16 protein-coding genes are annotated in these 19,045 nt (G+C 71.1%); 8 read left to right on the forward strand and 8 right to left on the reverse strand.

Annotated features, from left to right (window positions below; translation table 11 throughout):
• Positions 1–18: 18 nt before the first annotated feature.
• Entirely contained in the window at positions 19–1,149 is a 1,131-nt protein-coding gene (locus IEY36_RS20310) for a mechanosensitive ion channel family protein (RefSeq protein ID WP_188970158.1), read from the reverse strand.
• Between the two features lie 722 nt (positions 1,150–1,871).
• On the opposite strand from IEY36_RS20310, the gene IEY36_RS20315 reads away from it, so the two are divergent.
• Both IEY36_RS20315 and IEY36_RS20320 read left to right on the forward strand, forming a co-directional pair.
• Positions 1,872–2,051, forward strand: a complete 180-nt coding sequence (locus IEY36_RS20315; RefSeq protein WP_188970160.1) for a hypothetical protein — start codon at positions 1,872–1,874, stop codon at positions 2,049–2,051.
• A gap of 76 nt (positions 2,052–2,127) precedes the next feature.
• The gene (locus IEY36_RS20320; protein ID WP_188970162.1) at positions 2,128–2,883 is read left to right on the forward strand and encodes a DUF6065 family protein; all 756 of its coding nucleotides are present in this window, start codon (positions 2,128–2,130) and stop codon (positions 2,881–2,883) included.
• A gap of 11 nt (positions 2,884–2,894) precedes the next feature.
• Here the strand turns inward: IEY36_RS20320 and IEY36_RS20325 are convergent, their stop codons facing one another.
• Positions 2,895–3,587, reverse strand: a complete 693-nt coding sequence (locus IEY36_RS20325) for a JAB domain-containing protein (protein WP_188970164.1) — start codon at positions 3,585–3,587, stop codon at positions 2,895–2,897.
• Positions 3,588–3,723: 136 nt separating this feature from the next.
• Here IEY36_RS20325 and IEY36_RS20330 point away from each other — a divergent pair, with 136 nt between their 5' ends.
• On the forward strand, positions 3,724–5,379 hold the full coding sequence (locus IEY36_RS20330; protein ID WP_188970166.1) for a hypothetical protein: 1,656 nt from the start codon (positions 3,724–3,726) through the stop codon (positions 5,377–5,379).
• A gap of 236 nt (positions 5,380–5,615) precedes the next feature.
• On the forward strand, positions 5,616–6,812 hold the full coding sequence (locus IEY36_RS20335) for a M20 aminoacylase family protein (protein WP_188970168.1): 1,197 nt from the start codon (positions 5,616–5,618) through the stop codon (positions 6,810–6,812).
• Positions 6,813–7,088: 276 nt separating this feature from the next.
• On the opposite strand, the gene IEY36_RS20340 is transcribed toward IEY36_RS20335, so the two are convergent.
• From IEY36_RS20340 to mntR, 3 genes are all read right to left on the reverse strand, one after another.
• Complete coding sequence (locus IEY36_RS20340; RefSeq protein ID WP_188970170.1) at positions 7,089–8,669, reverse strand: ABC transporter substrate-binding protein; 1,581 nt, start codon at positions 8,667–8,669, stop codon at positions 7,089–7,091.
• A 254-nt stretch (positions 8,670–8,923) separates the two neighbouring features.
• On the reverse strand, positions 8,924–9,418 hold the full coding sequence (locus IEY36_RS20345) for a MerR family transcriptional regulator (protein ID WP_188970172.1): 495 nt from the start codon (positions 9,416–9,418) through the stop codon (positions 8,924–8,926).
• Entirely contained in the window at positions 9,415–9,855 is a 441-nt protein-coding gene (mntR, locus tag IEY36_RS20350; RefSeq protein ID WP_188970174.1) for a manganese-binding transcriptional regulator MntR, read from the reverse strand. The genes IEY36_RS20345 and mntR overlap by 4 nt, the downstream gene beginning before the upstream one ends.
• 81 nt (positions 9,856–9,936) lie before the next feature.
• Here mntR and IEY36_RS20355 point away from each other — a divergent pair, with 81 nt between their 5' ends.
• From IEY36_RS20355 to IEY36_RS20365, 3 genes are all read left to right on the forward strand, one after another.
• Positions 9,937–11,268, forward strand: a complete 1,332-nt coding sequence (locus IEY36_RS20355; RefSeq protein WP_188970176.1) for an Nramp family divalent metal transporter — start codon at positions 9,937–9,939, stop codon at positions 11,266–11,268.
• Between the two features lie 333 nt (positions 11,269–11,601).
• The gene (locus tag IEY36_RS20360; RefSeq protein WP_229681452.1) at positions 11,602–13,866 is read left to right on the forward strand and encodes a heavy metal translocating P-type ATPase; all 2,265 of its coding nucleotides are present in this window, start codon (positions 11,602–11,604) and stop codon (positions 13,864–13,866) included.
• 349 nt (positions 13,867–14,215) lie between these two features.
• A complete protein-coding gene (locus IEY36_RS20365; protein ID WP_188970178.1) occupies positions 14,216–15,379 on the forward strand; it encodes a multidrug effflux MFS transporter in 1,164 nt (387 codons plus the stop codon).
• A gap of 31 nt (positions 15,380–15,410) precedes the next feature.
• Here the strand turns inward: IEY36_RS20365 and IEY36_RS20370 are convergent, their stop codons facing one another.
• Complete coding sequence (locus IEY36_RS20370; protein WP_188970180.1) at positions 15,411–15,974, reverse strand: hypothetical protein; 564 nt, start codon at positions 15,972–15,974, stop codon at positions 15,411–15,413.
• 190 nt (positions 15,975–16,164) lie between these two features.
• Between IEY36_RS20370 and IEY36_RS20375 the strand changes: the two genes are divergently transcribed.
• Complete coding sequence (locus tag IEY36_RS20375) at positions 16,165–16,962, forward strand: enoyl-CoA hydratase/isomerase family protein (protein ID WP_188970182.1); 798 nt, start codon at positions 16,165–16,167, stop codon at positions 16,960–16,962.
• A 349-nt stretch (positions 16,963–17,311) separates the two neighbouring features.
• Here IEY36_RS20375 and IEY36_RS20380 read toward each other — a convergent pair whose 3' ends face one another.
• Positions 17,312–17,869: an NADPH-dependent FMN reductase gene (locus IEY36_RS20380; protein ID WP_188970184.1), complete on the reverse strand. Its 558-nt coding sequence runs from the start codon at positions 17,867–17,869 to the stop codon at positions 17,312–17,314.
• Positions 17,870–18,043: 174 nt separating this feature from the next.
• Positions 18,044–18,958, reverse strand: a complete 915-nt coding sequence (locus IEY36_RS20385) for a LysR family transcriptional regulator (RefSeq protein WP_188970186.1) — start codon at positions 18,956–18,958, stop codon at positions 18,044–18,046.
• Positions 18,959–19,045 lie beyond the last annotated feature (87 nt).

Consider the following 19,045-nt stretch of genomic DNA (forward strand, 5'->3'; position numbering starts at 1 on the left):
GGGCGCCGGGCGCGGCCGCTACCGGATCCCGAAGAAGGAACGCAGCCGGGCGAGGATGTCCTCGCGCGTCGGGGCAGCCGCCGTGGCGGTCGGCGGCCCGGCAGGTGCGGCGGCATTGCGCGACTGACGCGCCACCATAATGGCGGTGAGGCCTTCGAGCAGCGCGGGCCGCGCGCGCAGTACCGGGTCGAGATCCGCCTTGCGGAGTTCCAGCACCACCGCCTCGGTCAGCGCGACGACGGTGGCGCTGCGCGGCTGGCCGGTCAGCAGCGAGCCCTCCCCCAGCACGGCGCCGGGGAACACCCGGTCGACCGCGGCCTCGGTGCCGTCGGCGCGGGGGATGCGCACCTCGAGCACGCCCTCGGCGAGCAGATAGAGCGAATCACCGGCCTCGCCGTACCGCACCACGGCGGCGCCGGCCGGCAGCAGGGTTTCGACCATGGTGGCGGCCAGCGCGTCGCGTTCGGCCCTGGTGAAGGGGCGCAGCAATTCCATCCCGGCGAGCAGCGTGGCGCGACGGGCCGCCTCGTCATGGGCGGGCGGGCGGCGGCGCGAGAGGTCGCGCACCGGGCGGGCCGTCTCCAGCCCGGCGCGGCGCAGGGCGCGTTGGGCGGCGCCGGCCACGGCGTCACGCCAACGTTGTTCCGAGCCATAGTCGGGCACGTGGAAGCGCACGGCATAGAGCGCGTTGCCCTGGGCAAGGTCGGTCAGGATGACGTCGGGCGCGAAACCCGGCAGGTCCCGCCCGGCCTCCATCGCGGCGGCGAGCAGCAGGCGGCGGGCGCGCTCGGCCGGCACCGCGGTATCCACCGGCACCATGACCGCGGCGCGGAAGCGGCCATGCGCACCCGAGCCATAGACCGCGATGCGATGCGCGGCGATCAGGCTGTTGGGGACCACCAGCGTGACGCCGTCACGCGAGACCAGCCGCGTCGATCGCCAGGAGATACCGGTGACGCGACCGGCGCAGTTCTCCGTCGCCTCGATCCAGTCGCCGATGCCGTAGGGCGATTCCATCCCGAGCGCGATGCCCGAGAAGATGTCCCCGAGCGTGTTGCGCAGGGCGAAACCGAGCACGGCGATCAGCACGGAGGAGGTGGCGATCAGCCCGGTTGCCGGCAATTCGAACACCAGTTGCGAGGCGACCACGCCGGCGGCGATGAACAGCGCCGAGCCAATCAGGTCGCTCAGCAGCTTGGGGTAGCGGGCGAGCAGCAGCGCGGCCAGGCGCGCCGCGGTCCAGGCGACGGCGAGCCAGAAGCCGGTGCCGGCGAAGAGGCGCAGATTGCCGGCCAGGCCGCGCTCCGGCAGGGCTGCGTGCAGCAGCAGGGCCGCGATGGCGAGGGTGGCCGGCAGCGCCAGCCGGCGGATCAGGTGGCGATGCAGCGTGTCCCTCCCTGGCGTCGCGGCGCGGTCCGGCCAGGTGATGGTAACGGGTCAGCGGGGCGAGGCCTAGGACTTCAATCCCGGCGCCCCTGCCGCGAGCGAGGTGACGTGCGCCGCATCCGCCGGGTGGGCGGCGATGGCGGCATTCCCAGGACTTGGCATGAATTTCCCTGGCGGTTGAATTTCGCATCGTTTCTAGGATTTTATCCTTGACGACCTGATCCGCTCGGCGATACCAATGGCGAACCAAGGGGCGAGCTGCGTCCGCAGCCCAATGAAATCTTGGCATTCCTGGACATCACTGCATGCCTTCCCCGTCGAGGCGCCTTTCCGGCGCATCCGGCGTTGGGAAGTCTGTCCTTGATCGCCGCCATCCGGCGGTGGTCTCCCCTGCCCTGCCCCCCCGGCGTGGGCATCGCCCGGCCATGGCCGCGGCGACCCCCCGGCCTCACCCGAGGCCATCCACCGTGACGAAGGACCCCCCGATGACCAACACCCTCCCGCCGCTGCCCGCTTTCGCCGTGTCCGGTGCCGCCGCCGAGCCGCGCCCCGAGGTCGCCACGCTGCGCCTCGGCGGGCTCTCCCCGCTGTTCCCGCCGCGCGCGGTGGCCGATGCGGGGCAGCTGCGCCTCGGTGGCCTGTCGCCACTGTTCGGCCGCGGCTGAATGCCCGCCCGCCCGGCGCCGCGTGCGCCGGGCGGTGCGGCTACTGGGGAATGACGAGCAAGAAGGACATCCCGGCATGACCGAGGACGCCACGCCACTGGTTCGCTTCTGGCAGCTCACCGAGGGCGGCCGCCTGCCGCAGCGGGCCGATCGCTCGGCCGGCGGCACGCTGCCGACCCGCGCCTTCCGCTATTGTGAATCCGCCACCACCGCCGCCGCCTTCGGCTGGCTGATTTTTCCCCCGATGGACCTGGCCGTGGTGTGGGACGGCTCCGAGATGCGCTGGACCTGGGAGGGTGCCGATGGCTGGTACCCACTCTCGGTCGCCCAGTTTCCCGGCTTGCGTGACCGCTTCGACGCCGCCGCCCCCGAGGCGCTGCGCGGCTGGTCGCCGCCGCTGATCGGCGCGCTGCCGGAACCGGGGTTGTTGAACCTGTGGTCGGGCCTGATGGCGCGCAGCCGGCCGGGATGGTCGCTGTTGATCCGCCCGCCGGCCAACCTGCCGCGCGTCGCCGGTTATGAGGCCTTCGAAGGCATCGTCGAGGCGGATCGGTGGTTTGGGCCGCTGTTCGTCAATCTGCGCATCACCCGCACTCATGCGCCGGTCGAGTTCCGCCGCGACACGCCCTTCCTGCAGGTGCAGCCGATTCCGCGCGTGGCCTATGCCGAGGCGGCGCTGAACGATGCACCGGTGGTGAGCGGCGCCGATGCGCTCGGGGCGGCGGAATGGGCGGATTACGACCGCAGCATCGTCGCACCGCGGCGTGGCGGCGGCTGCCCGATGGGGAAGGATGCCGGCGAGGTGCGGCGGCGGCGGCGCGCCGAAGGCTGACGCGCCTTCCCTCAGTCCTGCCCGGCGTCGCGCATCGCGGCATGGGCGGTGCGGCCCAGCACCAGGTGCTCGCGCAGCCGCAGCCCCATCACCGTCGCCGCCTGGTCGAGGCTGCGCGCCATCGCGACATCGCTGTCGCTGGGCACCGGGTCGCCGCCCTCGCAGCCGCGCACCAGCACGATGCCATCGGCCTCCAGCGCCAGGGCGCGGCGGATGACCTGGCCGGGCACGGCGGAAGCGGCGCCCGGGCCGACCGTCTCCTCCGCCAGCAGCGCGCCGCGCGCGTCGAGAAACAGCGCCCGCAGCTCGCCCGCCGTGATGGCCGAGGCGCCGCGACGCAGATGCGCCAGCACGGCGGCGGTCCGCGTCAGCATCGGCCGCCGGCTGCGCCGCATCCGCTCCAGCCGCAGCGCCGCGGCCATGACGGCCCGCAGCGCCGCCGCGCCCGCCTCCCCCAGTTCCGGCAGCGAGGCGAGGTCCCGGGGCTCGGCCGCGATGGCTTCGGCGAGGCCGCCGAAGCGCGCGATCACCGCCTCCACTGCTTCGGCGGCTTCCATGCAGCCCAGGCAGGGGGCGAGTAGCGCGTAGAGGATCTCGCGGTCCTCCGTCTCCGCGGCCGCCACGCTGGTGCGACGCGGGGCGAGGAGGTGGCGCGACGGAGGCAGTGCCGGTGCCGCGGCCGGGTGAAAGGCGAAGGCGTCCATGGGCTTTTGCTCTCCGTCCGAATTCTACCTTGTGGCGAAATTATTTGTCCTTTTTCGCTCAATCGGGCACATCGGAACGGCGTCGGCCGGCGTCGGAATCTCGTCGGCGTAACCATTGCTCGTAAGGTGATTCCGGGTGTCCAGCGTCGGCTTCGCGCCGCAGACGGCGTGTTCCGCCGGAGCCAGGCCATCGATCCGCCTGGCCGATACGATGCAGATGCTGGCCGCAGATGGGCGGTCGGTGATGCTGGGTGGGCCGCGCCCGCGGGCGCTGATCGCCTTGCTCGCCCTCGCGCCGGGGCACCGCATGCCGCGCCGGCTGCTGGCCGGGCTGTTGTGGTCGGAGGCGGAGACGCCCCATGCGCTCCGACGGCTGCGCGACGTGCTGCATGATTTGCGCGCAGCGCTCGCGGCCGAGGGGGTAGACCTGATCGGCGCCGATGCCTCGACCATCTGGCTGTTGGCCGACAGCGTCGCCGTCACGGTCGCCGAACGCAGCGCCGGTTGGCCCTTCCTGGCCGAATTGCAGGGCATCGACCCGCAGCTCGACGACTGGCTGGCGCGCGCCGAGGGCGGGGCGCCGCGCGCGCCGACGGCCGAGCCGCGCCAGCAGCCCGATCGCGTCGCGTCGCCGACGGCCCGTCGCACCAGCGTGTTGGTCGCACCGCTCATCAATCTTGCCGGAGCGCGGGCGGGGCATCTGGACATCACCATGACGGATGCGATCGTCGCCACCCTCTCGGCGCTGCGGTCCGTCTCGGTGTTGGTGGATGTGCCGGGGCGGCCGGCGCCGGTGCCGGACTACATGCTGACCGGCAATGTGACCCTGGCCGGGCAGCGGCCGCAGGTCTCGCTGCGGCTGATTGATGTCGGTGGCGGCGGGGCAGTGGTGTGGTCCTCCGTGATCGCGCCGGATGAGGCGCGCCCGGCGGCGATCGCCGAGGAGGTGGCGGCGCAGGCCTGTGCCCGGCTCGAACATGAATTGCTGCTGCTGGAGGCCGAGCGCGCCGCGCAACGGCCGCTCGCCGAGGCCTCTGCGCAGGAGATGGTGCTGCGCGTGGTCCCTGACATCTACCGGCTGGAGCGCGATGCCTTCGAGCGCGCCGGCAAGGTGCTGGCCATGGCGGTACGGCGGGAACCGCGGCTGGCCTCGGCCCAGGCCTGGCTTGCCTATTGGAACGTGCTGCTGGTCGGCCAGGGGTGGGCGGTACAGGAGCGCGAGGCGCTGGCGGCGGCGGAACATGCGGCGGAGCAGGCCATCCTGCTCGACCCGCGCGACGCGCGGGGGCTGGCGATTGCCGGGCATGTGCGCGGCTTCCTGCACCACCAGATCCCAGAAGCGCTGGCGCTGACCCGCCAGGCGCTGGAGATCAACCCGGCGCTGCCGGCGGCCTGGACTTTTTCAGGCATGGCGCATGCCTATGCCGGCGAGTTGGAGACCGGGCGGCGGCATCTGAAGCGCGCGCTGGCGCTGCTGCCGCGCAATCCGCACGCCTTCTTCACCGAGGCAGGGTTGGCGACGGTCGAGATGCTGCTCGGCAATTTCGAGGCGACGCTGACCATCGGGCGCGCGGTGCTGCAGTTGCAGCCGCGCTTCACCGCGGCGCTTCGCGCGCAGATCGCGGCGCTGGGGCATCTGGGCCGGGCGGAGGAAGCACGGCCGCTGGTGCATGCGATGCTGGAACTCGACCCCGGCTTCACGATTCCGCGGTTTCGCCAGGCGGCACCCTATGTGCGGCGGCGGGACATGGACCATTTCCTGCGGGGGTTACGGTTGGCGGGGATGACCTAGTGTCCTGATTCCGACGGCCTGCGGACGTCGCTCTCGGGCCGCCAAGCCCTGTTTTCAACGGCCTGCCTCGCCGCTCCGTTCGCCGGGGTCTGACGAACGGAGCATTCAGGAGAGCGCGGTATTCCGCGCTCACGCGGGATCGGCGCCGGCTGAACCGAGAATGTCCCGGCCGCCGTTGCCAGTCCCGCCGCAACGGCCCAGGCTTTCCGCACAGACCATGTGGGAACCCGCCAGCCATGAACGACGCCGCCAAGGCCCGCCTCGATGCGCTCCAGCCCGAACTCGTCGCAATCCGCCGCGATATCCACGCCCATCCCGAGATGGGCATGGAGGAGGTCCGCACCTCGGCGCTTGTGGCGCGGACGCTCCGCGGCTGGGGGCTCGATGTGACGGAAGGCGTCGGCCAATATGGCGTCGTCGCGACGCTGAAGGGCCGCCAGCCCGGCCAGCGGGCGATCGGGCTGCGCGCCGACATGGACGCGCTGTCGATCACTGAGGCGACGGGCCTGCCGCATGCCTCGACGAATGCCGGCGTGATGCATGCCTGCGGGCATGACGGGCATACGACGATGCTGCTGGGGGCAGCGAAGATGCTGAAGGACGCCCCCGATTTCGGCGGCACCGTCCACTTCATCTTCCAGCCGGCCGAGGAAGGCCGCGGCGGTGCCAAGGCGATGCTGGCCGATGGGTTGTTCGAGCGTTTCCCGGTCGATGCCGTCTATGGCCTGCACAACAAGCCGAACCGGCCGCTCGGCACCTTCGCGATCCAGCCGGGGCCGGCGATGGCGGCGGGCGACCGCTGGGCGGTGACCTTCCGCGGCACCGGCGGGCATGGCGGGTCGACGCCGCACATGGCGACCGACGTCACGGTGCTGACGGCGCAGTTCATCCTCGCCGTGCAGACCATCGTGGCGCGCAACATCGCCGCGGCGGATGCGGCGGTGATCAGCGTTGGCGCGATCCATGGCGGGTCGATGGCCTCCACCAACGTCATGCCGGCCGAGATGGTGATCGGCGGCACCGCGCGCTCCTTCACCGAGGCGGTGCGCGACACGATGGAAAACCGCATGCGCGAGATCGCCGCGGGTCTCGCCGCGACCTTCGGCTGCACGGCGGAGGTCGAATACCTGCGCCGCGGCACCGCGCTGGTGAACCATGCCGAGCAGTCCGACATCGCGCTGCGCGCCGCGACTGCCGTGGTGGGCGCCGACCGCACCACCGGGCAGGCCGGGCCGGTGACGGGCGGGGAGGATTTCTCGCTGATGCTGAAGGCGCGGCCGGGCGCCTTCATGTTCATGGGCATCGGAGCCGGCGGGCCGTCCTCGGAAGGGCTGCACACGCCGACCTATGATTTCAATGACGATGCGATCCCGCTAGGGGTGGCGTATTGGCTGAGCTTGGTGCAGCAGGAACTCGGGTCGGTGGGCGGCTAGGGTCGCCGCAGACGGCGCCGCTCGATCATTGATCCGGCGTCACGGCCGGCCGGATTCGACCACGCGAGTGGATTGCATGCGACAGGGCTCGCGCGGATCGCTCTCGAGCCCTGCTTGCCCGCGCATCTTCACGCGCCTGATGGATGCCCGTCAGGCACGATCTGCTCAGGCGCCACGTTCGAGCGGTGATGGCGGGGCCGCTGCCGCAGGCCTTCAAGCCCTTGGTGGGAGGTCCTGAAGGGGGCAAGGCCCCCTCTGACTCCAGCCTTGATGCCCTCAAGCCGGCCGCACATCCTGTGCCAGCGTCATCTCATCCGCCCGGGGCGTATGCGCCAGCCCCTGTCGCATCGCCCAGATGTTCTTCTGGATATGCAGCGGGATCCACGCCACCTCGCGCACGGCGATGCGTGTCGCTTCCTGGAACAGGGCCTCGCGCGCCGCGTCGTCGGCGGTGGTCAGAGCGCGAGCGACGGTCTGGTCGTAGGCGGCGTTCGACCATCCGGAGCGGTTCACCGTGCCCCAGCCGCGCGCGACGTCACGCGTGCCGAGCAGCCCGCGCAGCCCGGCCGAGGGTTCGCCCGAGGAATTCGCCCAGCCGCCGAAGGCGATCGACGTGTCGGAGCGTGCATTGCGCTGCGAAAACGCCGCATAGGGCATAGTGTCCACAGTCACCTTCACGCCGATGCGCGCCCACATCTGCCCGATGGATTGGCATATCTGCGCGTCGTTGACGTAGCGGTCGTTCGGCCCGGTCAGTGCGACGGTGAAGCCCTGCGGGTATCCGGCTTCGGCGAGCAGGGTACGGGCGCGGGCGGCGTCGACGGTGGGCGGCGCGATGTCGGGCGCGTAGCCATAGATGCCGGGTGGCATGAATTGGCCCGTCGGCAAAGCGGCGCCCGACATGATGCGCTCGGCGATGGCGGCGCGGTTGATCGACATGCTCAGCGCCTGGCGCACGCGCAGGTCGCGCAGCGGGTTGGTCGTCAACGCCTCCCCGTTCGGGCCGGCGATGTGGGGGCTGCGTTCGCGAAAGTCGGTGCGCAGATAGACCGAGCGCAGGCTGACAGTTTCGGACAGCGGGAAGCGCGTCTCCTGCCGCAGCCGGGCGAGATCGTTGGTTGGCACTGCATCGATGAAGGCGACGTCGCCCGCGCGCAATGCCGCGACGCGCGCCCCGTCATTGCCGATGAAGCGGTAGTTCACCCGCGCCCAGGCAGGCTTCGTGCCCCAATAGGTAGGATTGCGCTCCATCTCCGCGCGATCGCCATGGCGATAGGCACGCAGGCGGAAGGGACCGGTGCCGATTACCGCGCGGCCGCTGTTGAAATCGCCCGTCTGGCTCTCTTCGCCGATGCCGTGCCACAGGATGACGATCTGCGACAGATCCGTGGGCAGCAGCGGGTACACGCCCTCGGTGCGGAAGCGGATGGTGTGGTCGTCCACCACCTCGGCTTCCTTGATGGCGCGGGTGAAGACGCCGAAGGAGCCAGGACTGTTCACCACCTTCGGGATGCGTTCCAGCGTGTAGATCACGTCGCGCGCGGTGAAGGGCGCGCCGTTGTGGAAGGTGACGCCGTGGCGCAGCTTGAATTCCCAGATGTTATCCTGCACCAGGCGCCAGGATTCCGCGAGCGCGGGCACCAGCCGCGCCTGCGCATCGCGATCCACCAGCGGATCGAAGAAGTGTTGCGCCAGCGCGTTGTTGGGCGTGAGCGTGTGGTATTGCGGGTCGAGAGATGTGGGGATGGCGCCGACCGCCATCTCCAGTGTGGCATCGGGTTCCGCCGCGCGCGACCGGCGCGTCGTCGCCGCCATCGCGGCAGAGGCCAGTACCGCGCGTCGTGTTGCCTGCATCATGGTCCCGGCCGCCTTTTCGCGTTGTTGCGACAAGGACTGCAACCATGCGGGACGGTGCTGTCAAGCAAGGGAAGGATCATCGCCGGGCGGCGCGCGGGATGGCATGTCATGTCCTCAGACGCTGGGCGCAAATATCCGATTTGCTTGGCGTTCGCCGGTCTCCCGGCGGGCCGCATTCGCAGCTTCGGCACGAGTCAAAGTCTCGTGCCATCGGCATCATGCCCCTGACGCGCCGCCGAGCATGACCGCGTGCATCAGGCCTTCGGCGCCTTCGCACCCACAGTCATCACGCTGGTGACGCGCGACGATGTGCCCGCGCCATGCGCCGGATCGTCGCAATGACCGTGCCCGAAATCGGCGAGCGTCTCGATGATGCGGCATTCGCCCGCCACCCCGCCGGCGCAGCCCGTCGCCATGCGGTCGAGTTCCGCGCGCAACGCCGACAGCCGCCGCAGCCGCGCGTCGATATCCTGGATCTGCGCAGTGGCGAGTTCGTGCGCCTTGCCGCAGTCGGCTTCCGGATGGCTGGCGAGGTCGAGCAGCGCGCGGATCGCCGCGCTGTCGAAGCCCAGCTCGCGGGCGTGGCGGATGAAGCCGAGGCGCCGCAGATGCGCCTCGCCATAGGCGCGGTGGCCGCCTTCGGTGCGGGCGGCGGGCGGCAGCCAGCCTTCCTGTTCGTACCAGCGGATGGTGGTGGGCTTCACCCCGGTGGCTCGGGCGACCTCGCCGATCGACATCATGCGGGTCATATGGGGTCGTCCCGCTTGGCCAGGAAGCGGGCGAAGGCGGCCAGCGCCTCGTCGCTCGCATGGTGTTCGAGGCCCTCGGCATCCTGTTCGGCGGTCTCGGCGTCGAGGCCGACGGCGATCAGGAAGCGCACCACGAGGTCGTGGCGGGACTTCGCCGCGGTGGCCAACTCAGTGCCGGCCTCGGTCAGGAACAGGCCGCGATAGGGCTTGGTCTCGACCAGCCCGTCGCGCTGCAGGCGGCCGATCGTCGCCGTCACCGTCGCCTGCGAGACGCCCATGCGGCGCGAGAGGTCGACCGCGCGCGCCTCGCCTTCCTCGCGCAGCAGGTCGGCGATCAGCTCAACATAGTCTTCCGCCGTGGCGGTGCGGTCGGCCTCGCGCTGGCGGGCGAAGCGGGCGGCATGGTCCTCGGCGGCCGGGAGGGAGCGTCGTGGCATCGAAACACGGGAATCCGTCATTGAGCCTCTTGATAGCGAACCAAACACTTCTTAGCCTAGGCTAACTTTCAGAGGCTCCGCATGACCCCGCCATCCGATGCCGCCGTAGCGCCGATCATACCCCCGCCAAGCCTGCCCGAGGTGCATCGCTCGGTGGCAGTGCCCAATGCGGGTGGATTCCTACGCAAGCTGTTCGCCTTCATGGGGCCGGGCTACCTGGTGGCGGTCGGCTATATGGACCCGGGCAATTGGGCGACGGCGCTCGCCGGTGGGTCGGCCTTCGGCTACACGCTGCTGTCGGTCGCGCTGATGTCGTCGCTGATGGCGATCCTGTTGCAGGCGCTGTGCGCGCGAATCGGCATCGCCTCGGGCCGCGACCTGGCGCAACTCTGCCGCGACCGTTTCCCGAAGGTGGTCGCCTATCCGCTGTGGCTGTTCGCCGAGGCGGCGATCTGCGCGACCGACCTCGCCGAGCTGATCGGCACCGCCATCGCGCTCGAATTGCTGTTCGGCATTCCGCTGCTGTTCGGCGTGATGCTGACGGCGCTCGACGCCTTCCTGATCCTGTGGCTGCAGAACAAGGGCGTGCGCTGGCTGGAGGCGCTGATCTTCGGGTTGATCGTGCTGATCTTCGGCTGCTTCGCGGTGCAGCTGGCGCTGGCCAATCCGGTGTGGGGCGATGTGCTGCGCGGCTACATCCCGGCGGCGACCATCATCACCGACCAGACGCAGCTGTACATCGCCATGGGCATCCTGGGTGCGACGGTGATGCCGCATAATCTGTACCTGCATACGGCGGTGGTGCAGTCGCGCGCCTGGGACGATACCGAGGTCGCGCGCAAGGAGGCGATCCGCTTCGCCACCATCGACAGCACCATCGCGCTGGCCTTCGCGCTGCTGATCAATTCCGCGATCCTGATCGCGGCGGCGGCGATCTTCCACACCTCTGGCAATACCGAGGTCGCCGAGATTCAGGATGCCTATCAGCTGATGACGCCGCTGCTCGGCGGCACGCTGGCGGCGACGCTGTTCGCCGTGGCACTGCTGATGTCGGGCATCAATTCGACGGTGACGGCGACGCTGGCCGGCCAGGTGGTGATGGAAGGCTTCCTGCGCTTCCGCTTGCACCCGGTGCTGCGGCGGTTGGTGACACGGCTGATCGCGATCATCCCGGCGGTGATCGTCACCTGGTACTACGGGGCCTCCGGCACGGCGCAGTTGCTGATCCTGTCGCAGGTGGTGCTGTCGATGCAGCTTCCCTTCGCGGTGATCCCGCTGATGATGTTCGCCTCCGACAAGGAGCGGCTGGGCACGCTGGCGGCACCGCGCTGGCAGGTGGTGCTGGGCTGGACGAGTGCTGCGATCATCCTGGCGCTGAACGTCAAGGTGTTGTGGGACGCACTGATAGGTTGAGTGGTTAAGCGAGGTTGGAGGGGCGCCGCCCCTCCAAACCAGCCCGCCAAAGGGCAGTGCCCTTTGGAATGCCGTCTGTTGGCAATGGGCGTTGACCACATCCTGCGGGCGGGGCGAGCGCTTCGTGCGCAGCGGTGGGACTCGGCATTTGTCCGGATCGATTTCCGGGGGCCTCGGGCCGAGGCAAGCGAGACCATACTCGGTTCCACCGATCAGGATGCGGCGCCGTCGGCGTGAGGCCGACATCATGAGACCACCCTCCGACCGAAAAGGGCTTGAACCTCCAGCCGCTGGAAGGCCGATATCCATGACCGACGCGAAGGAGCGATCGGCATGGATGGCGGTGAAAAGCGGCAATGGCGGGTCGAGGGCATGGATTGCGCCGCCTGCGTCGCCAAGGTGACGAGGGCGGTCGGCCGGCTGCCCGGTGTCACCGAGGTCGAGGTCAACCTGATGGCCGAGCGAATGACCGCCACGCTGGCGCCGGGGACCGCCTCGGACGAGGTGGTGGTCCAGCAGGTCACGGCCCTCGGCTACACGGTGAGCCCGTTGCCCGAGGCAGGCGCCGCGCCGCAGCATGCCGCGGCGGCCGCGCATCATCACGACCACGACCACGATCATGATCACGAGCATGGCCACGACCACGCCGGGGCTGACGTCGACGACGCCAGCCCCGCCCATGGCCATGACCACAGCGACGCCGCCGAGGCCGGCCTGCCGTGGTGGCGCACGGCCAAGGCCAAGCTGGTTGGCGTACTGGCCCTGCTGGTGCTCGGCGCCCAGGCGCTGTCGATGGTGCTGCCGGCCAGCCTGACCGACCCGATCTTCCTGCTCGCCACGCTGGTCGCCGTCGTGCCGTTCGGCCGCCGCGCGATCGCGCTGGCCCGTGCCGGCAGCCCGTTCTCGATCGAGACGCTGATGTGCGTCGCCGCCATCGGTGCCGCCATCATCGGCGCGGCCGAGGAAGCCGCCGTCGTCGTACTGCTGTTCGCGCTCGGCGAATTGCTGGAGAACGTCGCCGCCGGCCGCGCGCGCGACGGCATCCGCGCCCTGGCCACGCTGATGCCCGGGGTCGCGCTGCGGCTGCGTGCCGATGGCACCACTGAGCAGGTGGCGCCCGAGTCGCTGGCGATCGGCGACCTGGTGCTGGTGCGCCCCGGCGACCGCCTGCCCTGCGACGGCGTCATCGAGGAAGGTCGCTCGGCGATCGACGAAAGCCCGGTCACCGGAGAGAGCGTGCCGGTCAGCCGCGGCCCCGGCGATGAGGTCGTCGCCGGCAGCATCAACGCCGATGGCGCGATCCGCTTGCGCGTGACGCGCGCCGCCGCCGACAACACCATCGCGCGCATCATCCGCCTGGTGGAGGACGCCACCGCGTCGCGCGCGAAGACGCAGCGCTTCATCGAACGCTTCGCGAGTTGGTGGACGCCCGGCGCGATGGCCGTCTCGCTGCTGGTCATCCTGGTCCCGCCATTCGCCTTCGGCTGGGATTGGTGGACGAGCCTTTATCGCGGCCTCGCGGTGCTGCTGATCGCCTGCCCCTGCGCGCTGGTCATCTCGGTGCCGGCGGCGATGGCCTCGGGGCTGTCGGCGGGCGCCAGGCGCGGGCTGCTGATCAAGGGCGGCTCGGCGCTGGAGGCGATCGGCAGCGCGACATCGGTCGCCTTCGACAAGACCGGCACGCTGACCGAAGGCCGCCCGCGCGTGACCGACGTGCTGCCGGCCGCCGGGCAGGAGGCGATGACGGTGCTCGCCCTCGCCGCCGCGGTCGAGCAGGGATCGTCGCACCCCCTCGCCCGCGCCGTGCTGGCCGAGGCCGAGGCGCGCGGCGTTTCGATCCCCGCCGCCACGGATCAGACGGCGATCCCCGGTCGTGCCGCGGCCGGGCGGGTCGGCGGGCAGCGCGTCAGCATCGGCAGCCCGCGCCATGCGCGCGAGGAAGGAGCGGATCCGGGCGCGCTTGACGCCGAGATCGCGCGGTTGGAATCCGAGGGGCGCACCGTCGCCGTGGTGGTGGTGGATGGCGCGGCGGCCGGGCTGATCGCGCTGCGTGACGAACCGCGCGCGGACGCGGCGGCCGGCATCGCCGCCATTGTCGCGCTCGGCCTGCGCCCGGTGATGCTGACCGGCGACAATCAGCGCACCGGCGCGGCGATCGCCGCGACCTTGGGGTTGGACGCCAAGGCCGGCCTGCTGCCGGCCGACAAGCTGCGCGAGATCGCCACGCTGCGCGAGGCCGGCGCGGTCATCATGGTGGGTGACGGCATCAATGACGCGCCGGCGCTGGCCGCCGCGACGGTCGGCGTGGCGATGGGCGGCGGCACCGCGGTCGCGCTCGAGACCGCCGATGCCGCGGTGTTGCGCGACCGGGTCGGCGGTGTTGCCGAACTCGTCTCGCTGTCGCGGTCGACGATGGCGAATGTGCGCCAGAATGTCGGGCTCGCGGTCGGGCTCAAGGGCGTGCTGCTGGTCACGACGCTGCTTGGCATCACGGGATTGTGGCCGGCGATCCTGGCCGATACCGGCGCGACCGTGCTGGTCACGTTGAATGCGCTGCGCCTGCTGCGCTGGCGGCCGGTGGCGATGCCGCACATGTGACGCGGCCGCGGCCGTCGCCGGGTCCAGCCGCGGTCGCGGGCAAGCAGGGCGCTGGAAGCCGCGGCCGGCGGCCCGGGATCGACGCCCGCACGGCGTCGGCTTCGCGGCACGAGCACAGCACCCGCGCGCCCGGCGCGCTTGCCAGGCCAGGGCGTCTCGGGGAACATGGACGTCCGGGACGTCCTCCGGTGCCTGACGCGGTCACGCACCGGCCTCGCCATCACAATCCACAGACCGACATCGTCGCAACGCCGCGCCCGCGCGCGCGGTGTCGCACATTGTCCCTTCGCGTCCCCTGGGCGGCGTCGGCCCGGCGTACCCGACCCACCGCCGCTTGAACGGAGTTTCCATGCCGGCTTGGCTACCGCTGCTGCTCGGCTTCCTGACCGCGGTCGGGCCGATCTCGACCGACATGTACCTGCCCGCCTTTCCGGCGATCGAGGCGGAGCTCGGCACCGCGCGCGGCAGCGTGGAGATCACGCTCGCCACTTGGTTCGTCGGCCTCGCCGTTGGGCAGTTGGTGCAGGGGACGCTGGCAGACAGGCTCGGGCGGCGGCTGCCGCTCATTGTCGGGACGGCGATCTATACGGTGGCGACGATCGGCTGCGCCCTGGCGAATGACATGGTCACGCTGGCGGGCTGGCGCTGCGTCGCGGCCTTCGGCGGCGCGGCGAGCGCCGTCATTCCGCGCGCCATGGTGCGCGACCTGGCCGATGGGCTCGGCGCCGCGAAGCTGATGTCCAAGCTGATGCTGGTGATGGGGGCGGCACCAATCCTCGCGCCGACCATCGGCGGGCTGCTGCTGGGGGCCGGCGGGTGGCGGATGATCTTCTGGGCCTCGGCCGTCTATGGCGGGCTATCCTGCCTGCTCGCCTGGCGGCTGCTGCCCGAGACGCTGCCGCCCGACCGCCGCGCCAAGCGGTCCTTCGTGACGCTGCTGGCCGATTTCGTGCAGATCGGGCGCGAGCGCAGCTTCATCACCCATGCGCTGATGGGCGCGGCGACGATGTTCTCGGTGTTCGCCTTCATCTCCGGCGCGCCGGCCGTGTACATCGAATATTTCGGGGTGGCACCGGGGCATTTCGGGCTGTTGTTCGCGATCAGCGCGACGGGGTTCATCGGCGCGTCGCAGTTCAATCCGTGGCTGCTGCATCGCTTCGGGGCGCGGCGCGTGGTGTCCTTCACGCTGCGGACCTCCGCAAGCGCGGTGGCGGTGCTCGCGGTCACCGCGCTGACCGGCTTCGGCGGGCTGCTGGGCATCTTCATCCCGGCCGCGGTGACGCTGGCCTGCACCGGGTTGGTGTTTCCCAATGCGGCGGTGGGCGCGCTGTCACGCCACCCGGCGCGGGCGGGCAGCGCCTCGGCCCTGTTGGGGACGCTGCAATTCAGCTGCGCGGCGCTGGGCAGCGCGCTGGTCGGCGCGCTGGCGGATGGCACGCCTCGGCCGATGGCGTTGCTGATGGTCGTGGGCGCGGCGGCGGCGTTGACGGCGGCGGCAGGGCGGCCTCGATAGTACGCCGGCCCGGCAGGATGGCGGTGGCGGGTCAGGGCCCGCCGGTGGTGACCGAGACCTCGTCGCCGGGTGCCAGGCGCGTGACGAAGGCCATCATCGCCGGCTCGGCGATGGTCACGAGCTGTCGCACGCCCTGCGGCCCGGCCACCACCAGGCGGCGACCGCCGACCTCCACCGCCGCGATGGTGCCGCGCAGCCGGCCCGGCCGGGCGATATCGGCGTTGCGCGGCGGTAGGCCCACCCGGGCGCCGCCATTGGCATCGTAGATGGCGACGACGCGCGTGCCCGGGCGCAATTGTCGTAGGGTCCGAAGGTCCGGGCCGGCGGTCAGGGTGAAGGTTCCCCCGCTGGTCGTCGTCAGCAGGACCTCGCGCGAGGTGGGGTCGATGCCCTGCACCGTGCCGAAGGCGGCGATGCCGGTGGCGGCCACCGCGGGCTGCCCCGGCGGCAGGCCCCGCATGACCAGGTCGGGGTTTGAGGCGATTTGTGCCGATGCCGGCGGCGGCGGTGCCTCGGCGCAGCCAAGAATGCCGGCCACGACCACGGCCAGGGGACCGGCCTGCAGAAGGCGTCTACGCAGTACGCGTTGCGTCACATGGCTCTCCCGCCAGGCACGCGGGCGATGTTCCGGCGCCGCCGCCGGTCTGGCAAGGGCTCTGGCGGATCCACCGTGCCGGGGCCTGGCCGAAGGCTTCGGGCCGGTTGCTGTGCCCGCCGCCGCTTCCTACTCTGCCGGCCAATACGGGCGTCACGTCGCTGGCGCGCCGAGCAAGGGGAAGCGTGCCATGAACGACACCGCACCGGCTGACGAGGCCACGACCCGTGCCGCCTTCGCCGACGGTATTCTCGAACTGACGCTGAGCTATCCGCGCCGGCGCAACGCGCTCGCGCCCGGGCTGCGCATGGCGCTGATCGAGCATCTGGAGAAGGGCCTCGCCGACCCGACCTGCCGAGCCATCATCCTAACCGGGGATGGCGGGCATTTCTGTGCGGGCGGCGATATCTCCGGCATGGGGCAAAGCACCGGGCTGGAGGGGCGCGCGCGGATGATGCGCGTCAGCCACCGCATGCTTCGCCTGCTGATCGAGGGCGAGAAGCCGGTCATCGCCGCGGTCGAGGGCCATGCCGCCGGGGCGGGGCTGTCGATCGCCGCGGCCTGCGACATCGTTGTGGCGTCGCGCGAGGCGGTGTTCACCTGTTCCTTCAACAGGATTGGTCTGGTGCCGGACCTCGGGGCGGCCTGGACGCTGCCGCGTCGGATCGGGATGGGGCCGACCAAGATGATAATGTTCCGCGGCAAGCCGGTGGCGGCGGAGGAGGCGGCACGGCTCGGCCTGGTCGATGCGCTGGCCGAACCGGGGGTGGCGCTGGCCGCGGCGCGGGACATCGCGCGTGACATCGCCGCCGCCGCGCCGCTGTCGAACGGCATGGCGAAGCAGTTGATCAACCGTTCGCAGGGGCCGCTCTCCGAGTTCCTCAAGGCCGAGGCGGACGCGCAGGGGCTGCTGTACCAGAGCGAGGATTTTCGCGAAGGGCGCGACGCCTTCATGGCCAAGCGCAAGCCGGTGTTTGCCGGGCGCTGAGGGCGCGAAGGTTGGAGGGGCTTTGCCCCTCCAAGCCACCCCACCAAAGGCCCGAGGCCTTTGGAAACCGATACTTGGTGTTGGGCATCGTGGGGTTTTTGCGGGAGCGGGACAGCCGCCCTGCCCGGTGCCAAACGTCTGGCCCGGCATCGTGCCCGACGCGCGTTTCTCGGTTTGGCCAGACCCGTCGGATCCGACGCCAATTCAAGGTGTCCAGAGGCGCTTATGCCAATCGGCTCTCGTTGGCGTTGCGACGCAACGTCAATGGGTTCCCGTGGCGGGGTGAGGTTTGGAGAGGGACAGAGCCCCTCTCCAACGCATTCTGCTGCCGGCCCCCATCACCGTGGGCTCAGCCTTTCGGCGCCCCCACATGCGCGACGAAGCCGGCGAGAAACTCGCGGAGCATCTTCTCCACCGCCGCATCGGTCAGCACGCCGGACGCGTCGAACACGCCGCCGGCGCGCGAGACCATCAGTCGCCCGCCGGTCCACAGATCCACGCCGAGGGTGCGCAGCACCGGGAGCCAGGCATTCTGCGACAGGATGGTGCCGAAGCCGCCGGGCGAGGCGCCGATCAGCGCCACCTTCCGCCCAGCGAAGACGCGCCCCGCATCAGCCGGCGGCCGCGACAGCCAGTCGATCCCGTTCTTGAACACGCCGGGGATCGAGTTGTTGTACTCGGGCGTCACCATCAGCAGCGCGTCGGCGGCGGCGATCTTGTCCTTCAGCGTGGCGACGGCGGGCGGGATGCCCTCGGCGGCTTCGAGGTCGCCGTCATAGAGCGGGATGCCGTGCAGCGTCTCGACGGTGAGTTCCGCCCCCGCCGGCATCAGCCCCGCCGCCGCGCGCAGCAAGGCGGTGTTGAGCGAGGCGCGGCGCAGGCTGCCCGACAGGCCGATGATCTTCATGCAGAGGGTTCCTTTCGGGTGGGTGGTCGAGAGGTCATGGCCGCCAGGCCGTTCCAGCCCGCGGCGCTCCGGCGACGAGGCCGCCTTAGCGGTCGGCGCGGCACGAGCGGGCCACTCTACCGCGACACCGGCCCGACCGGCAGCACCATCGCGGCGCGCGGCATGGGCCCGCCATCAGCCGGCGCCGTAGTCGGTCAGCGCCGGGTCGAGGCGGAATTCGGCGGCGAGATGGTCCACCACCGCGCGCACCCGCGCCGGCACCTGGCGGCGCGAGGGAAACACCGCCTGGATCGGCAACGCCGTCGGCGTCCAGCCGGCCAGCAGCACCGAAACCTGGCCCTCGCGCAGTTCCGGCCCGAACAGCCATAGCGGCGCGAGGGCAATGCCGATGCCGGCCAGCACCGCCTCGCGCACCGCTTCACTGGAATTGGCGCGGAAGCGGCCGTTGACCGGCACGGCGAGCGGCCCCTCGGGCCCCGTGAAGGGCCAGACCGCGCCGGTGGCGAGGCCGGTGAACAGCAGGCATTCATGCCCCGCGAGGTCTTCCGGCCGATCGGGTGTGCCCATGCGCGCCAGATAGGCCGGCGTCGCGACGACGACGCGGCGCGTCAGGCCGATGCGCCGCACCACCAGTTCCGGGTCGGTGACGACGCCGATGCGGATGGTGGCGTCGAGCCCATCCTGCACCAGGTCGGTCGCCGAATCCGCCAGCACGAGGTCGACTGACAGCGCCGCGTGGCGCGCCAGCAGGGGTGCGAGACGGTGGACGATATGCAACCGCCCGAAGGCGACCGAACAGCCGAGCCGGACGCGCCCGGCAACCTCGCCGCGCCGGGTGCCGAGGCCGGCCATCGCTGCGTCCGCCGCGGCAAGCGCCTCGCGCGCGGCATCGAGGAAGGCGGCACCTTCTTCCGTCAGCGCAACGCCGGAGGGCGAGCGGTGCAGCAGCCGCGCGCCGAGCCGCGCCTCAAGGTCGGCCACCTGGCGCGACACGGCCGGTTGCGAGGCCCCCAGCGCCCGCGCCGCGGCCGAGAAGCCGCCGAGTTCGGCGACGCGCACGAAGCTCCGTATATGCAGCAACAGGTCCATCGGCACGCATCCTATCCGGAAAGCGGATGGCTGGAAGTCGGTCGCGCCATGATCCCAGGCCGGCCGGTGCCGCGCAGTCTCCGCCCA

It is taken from the genome of Neoroseomonas lacus (genome assembly GCF_014644535.1).
GTDB classification, from domain to species: Bacteria; Pseudomonadota; Alphaproteobacteria; order Acetobacterales; family Acetobacteraceae; genus Neoroseomonas; species Neoroseomonas lacus.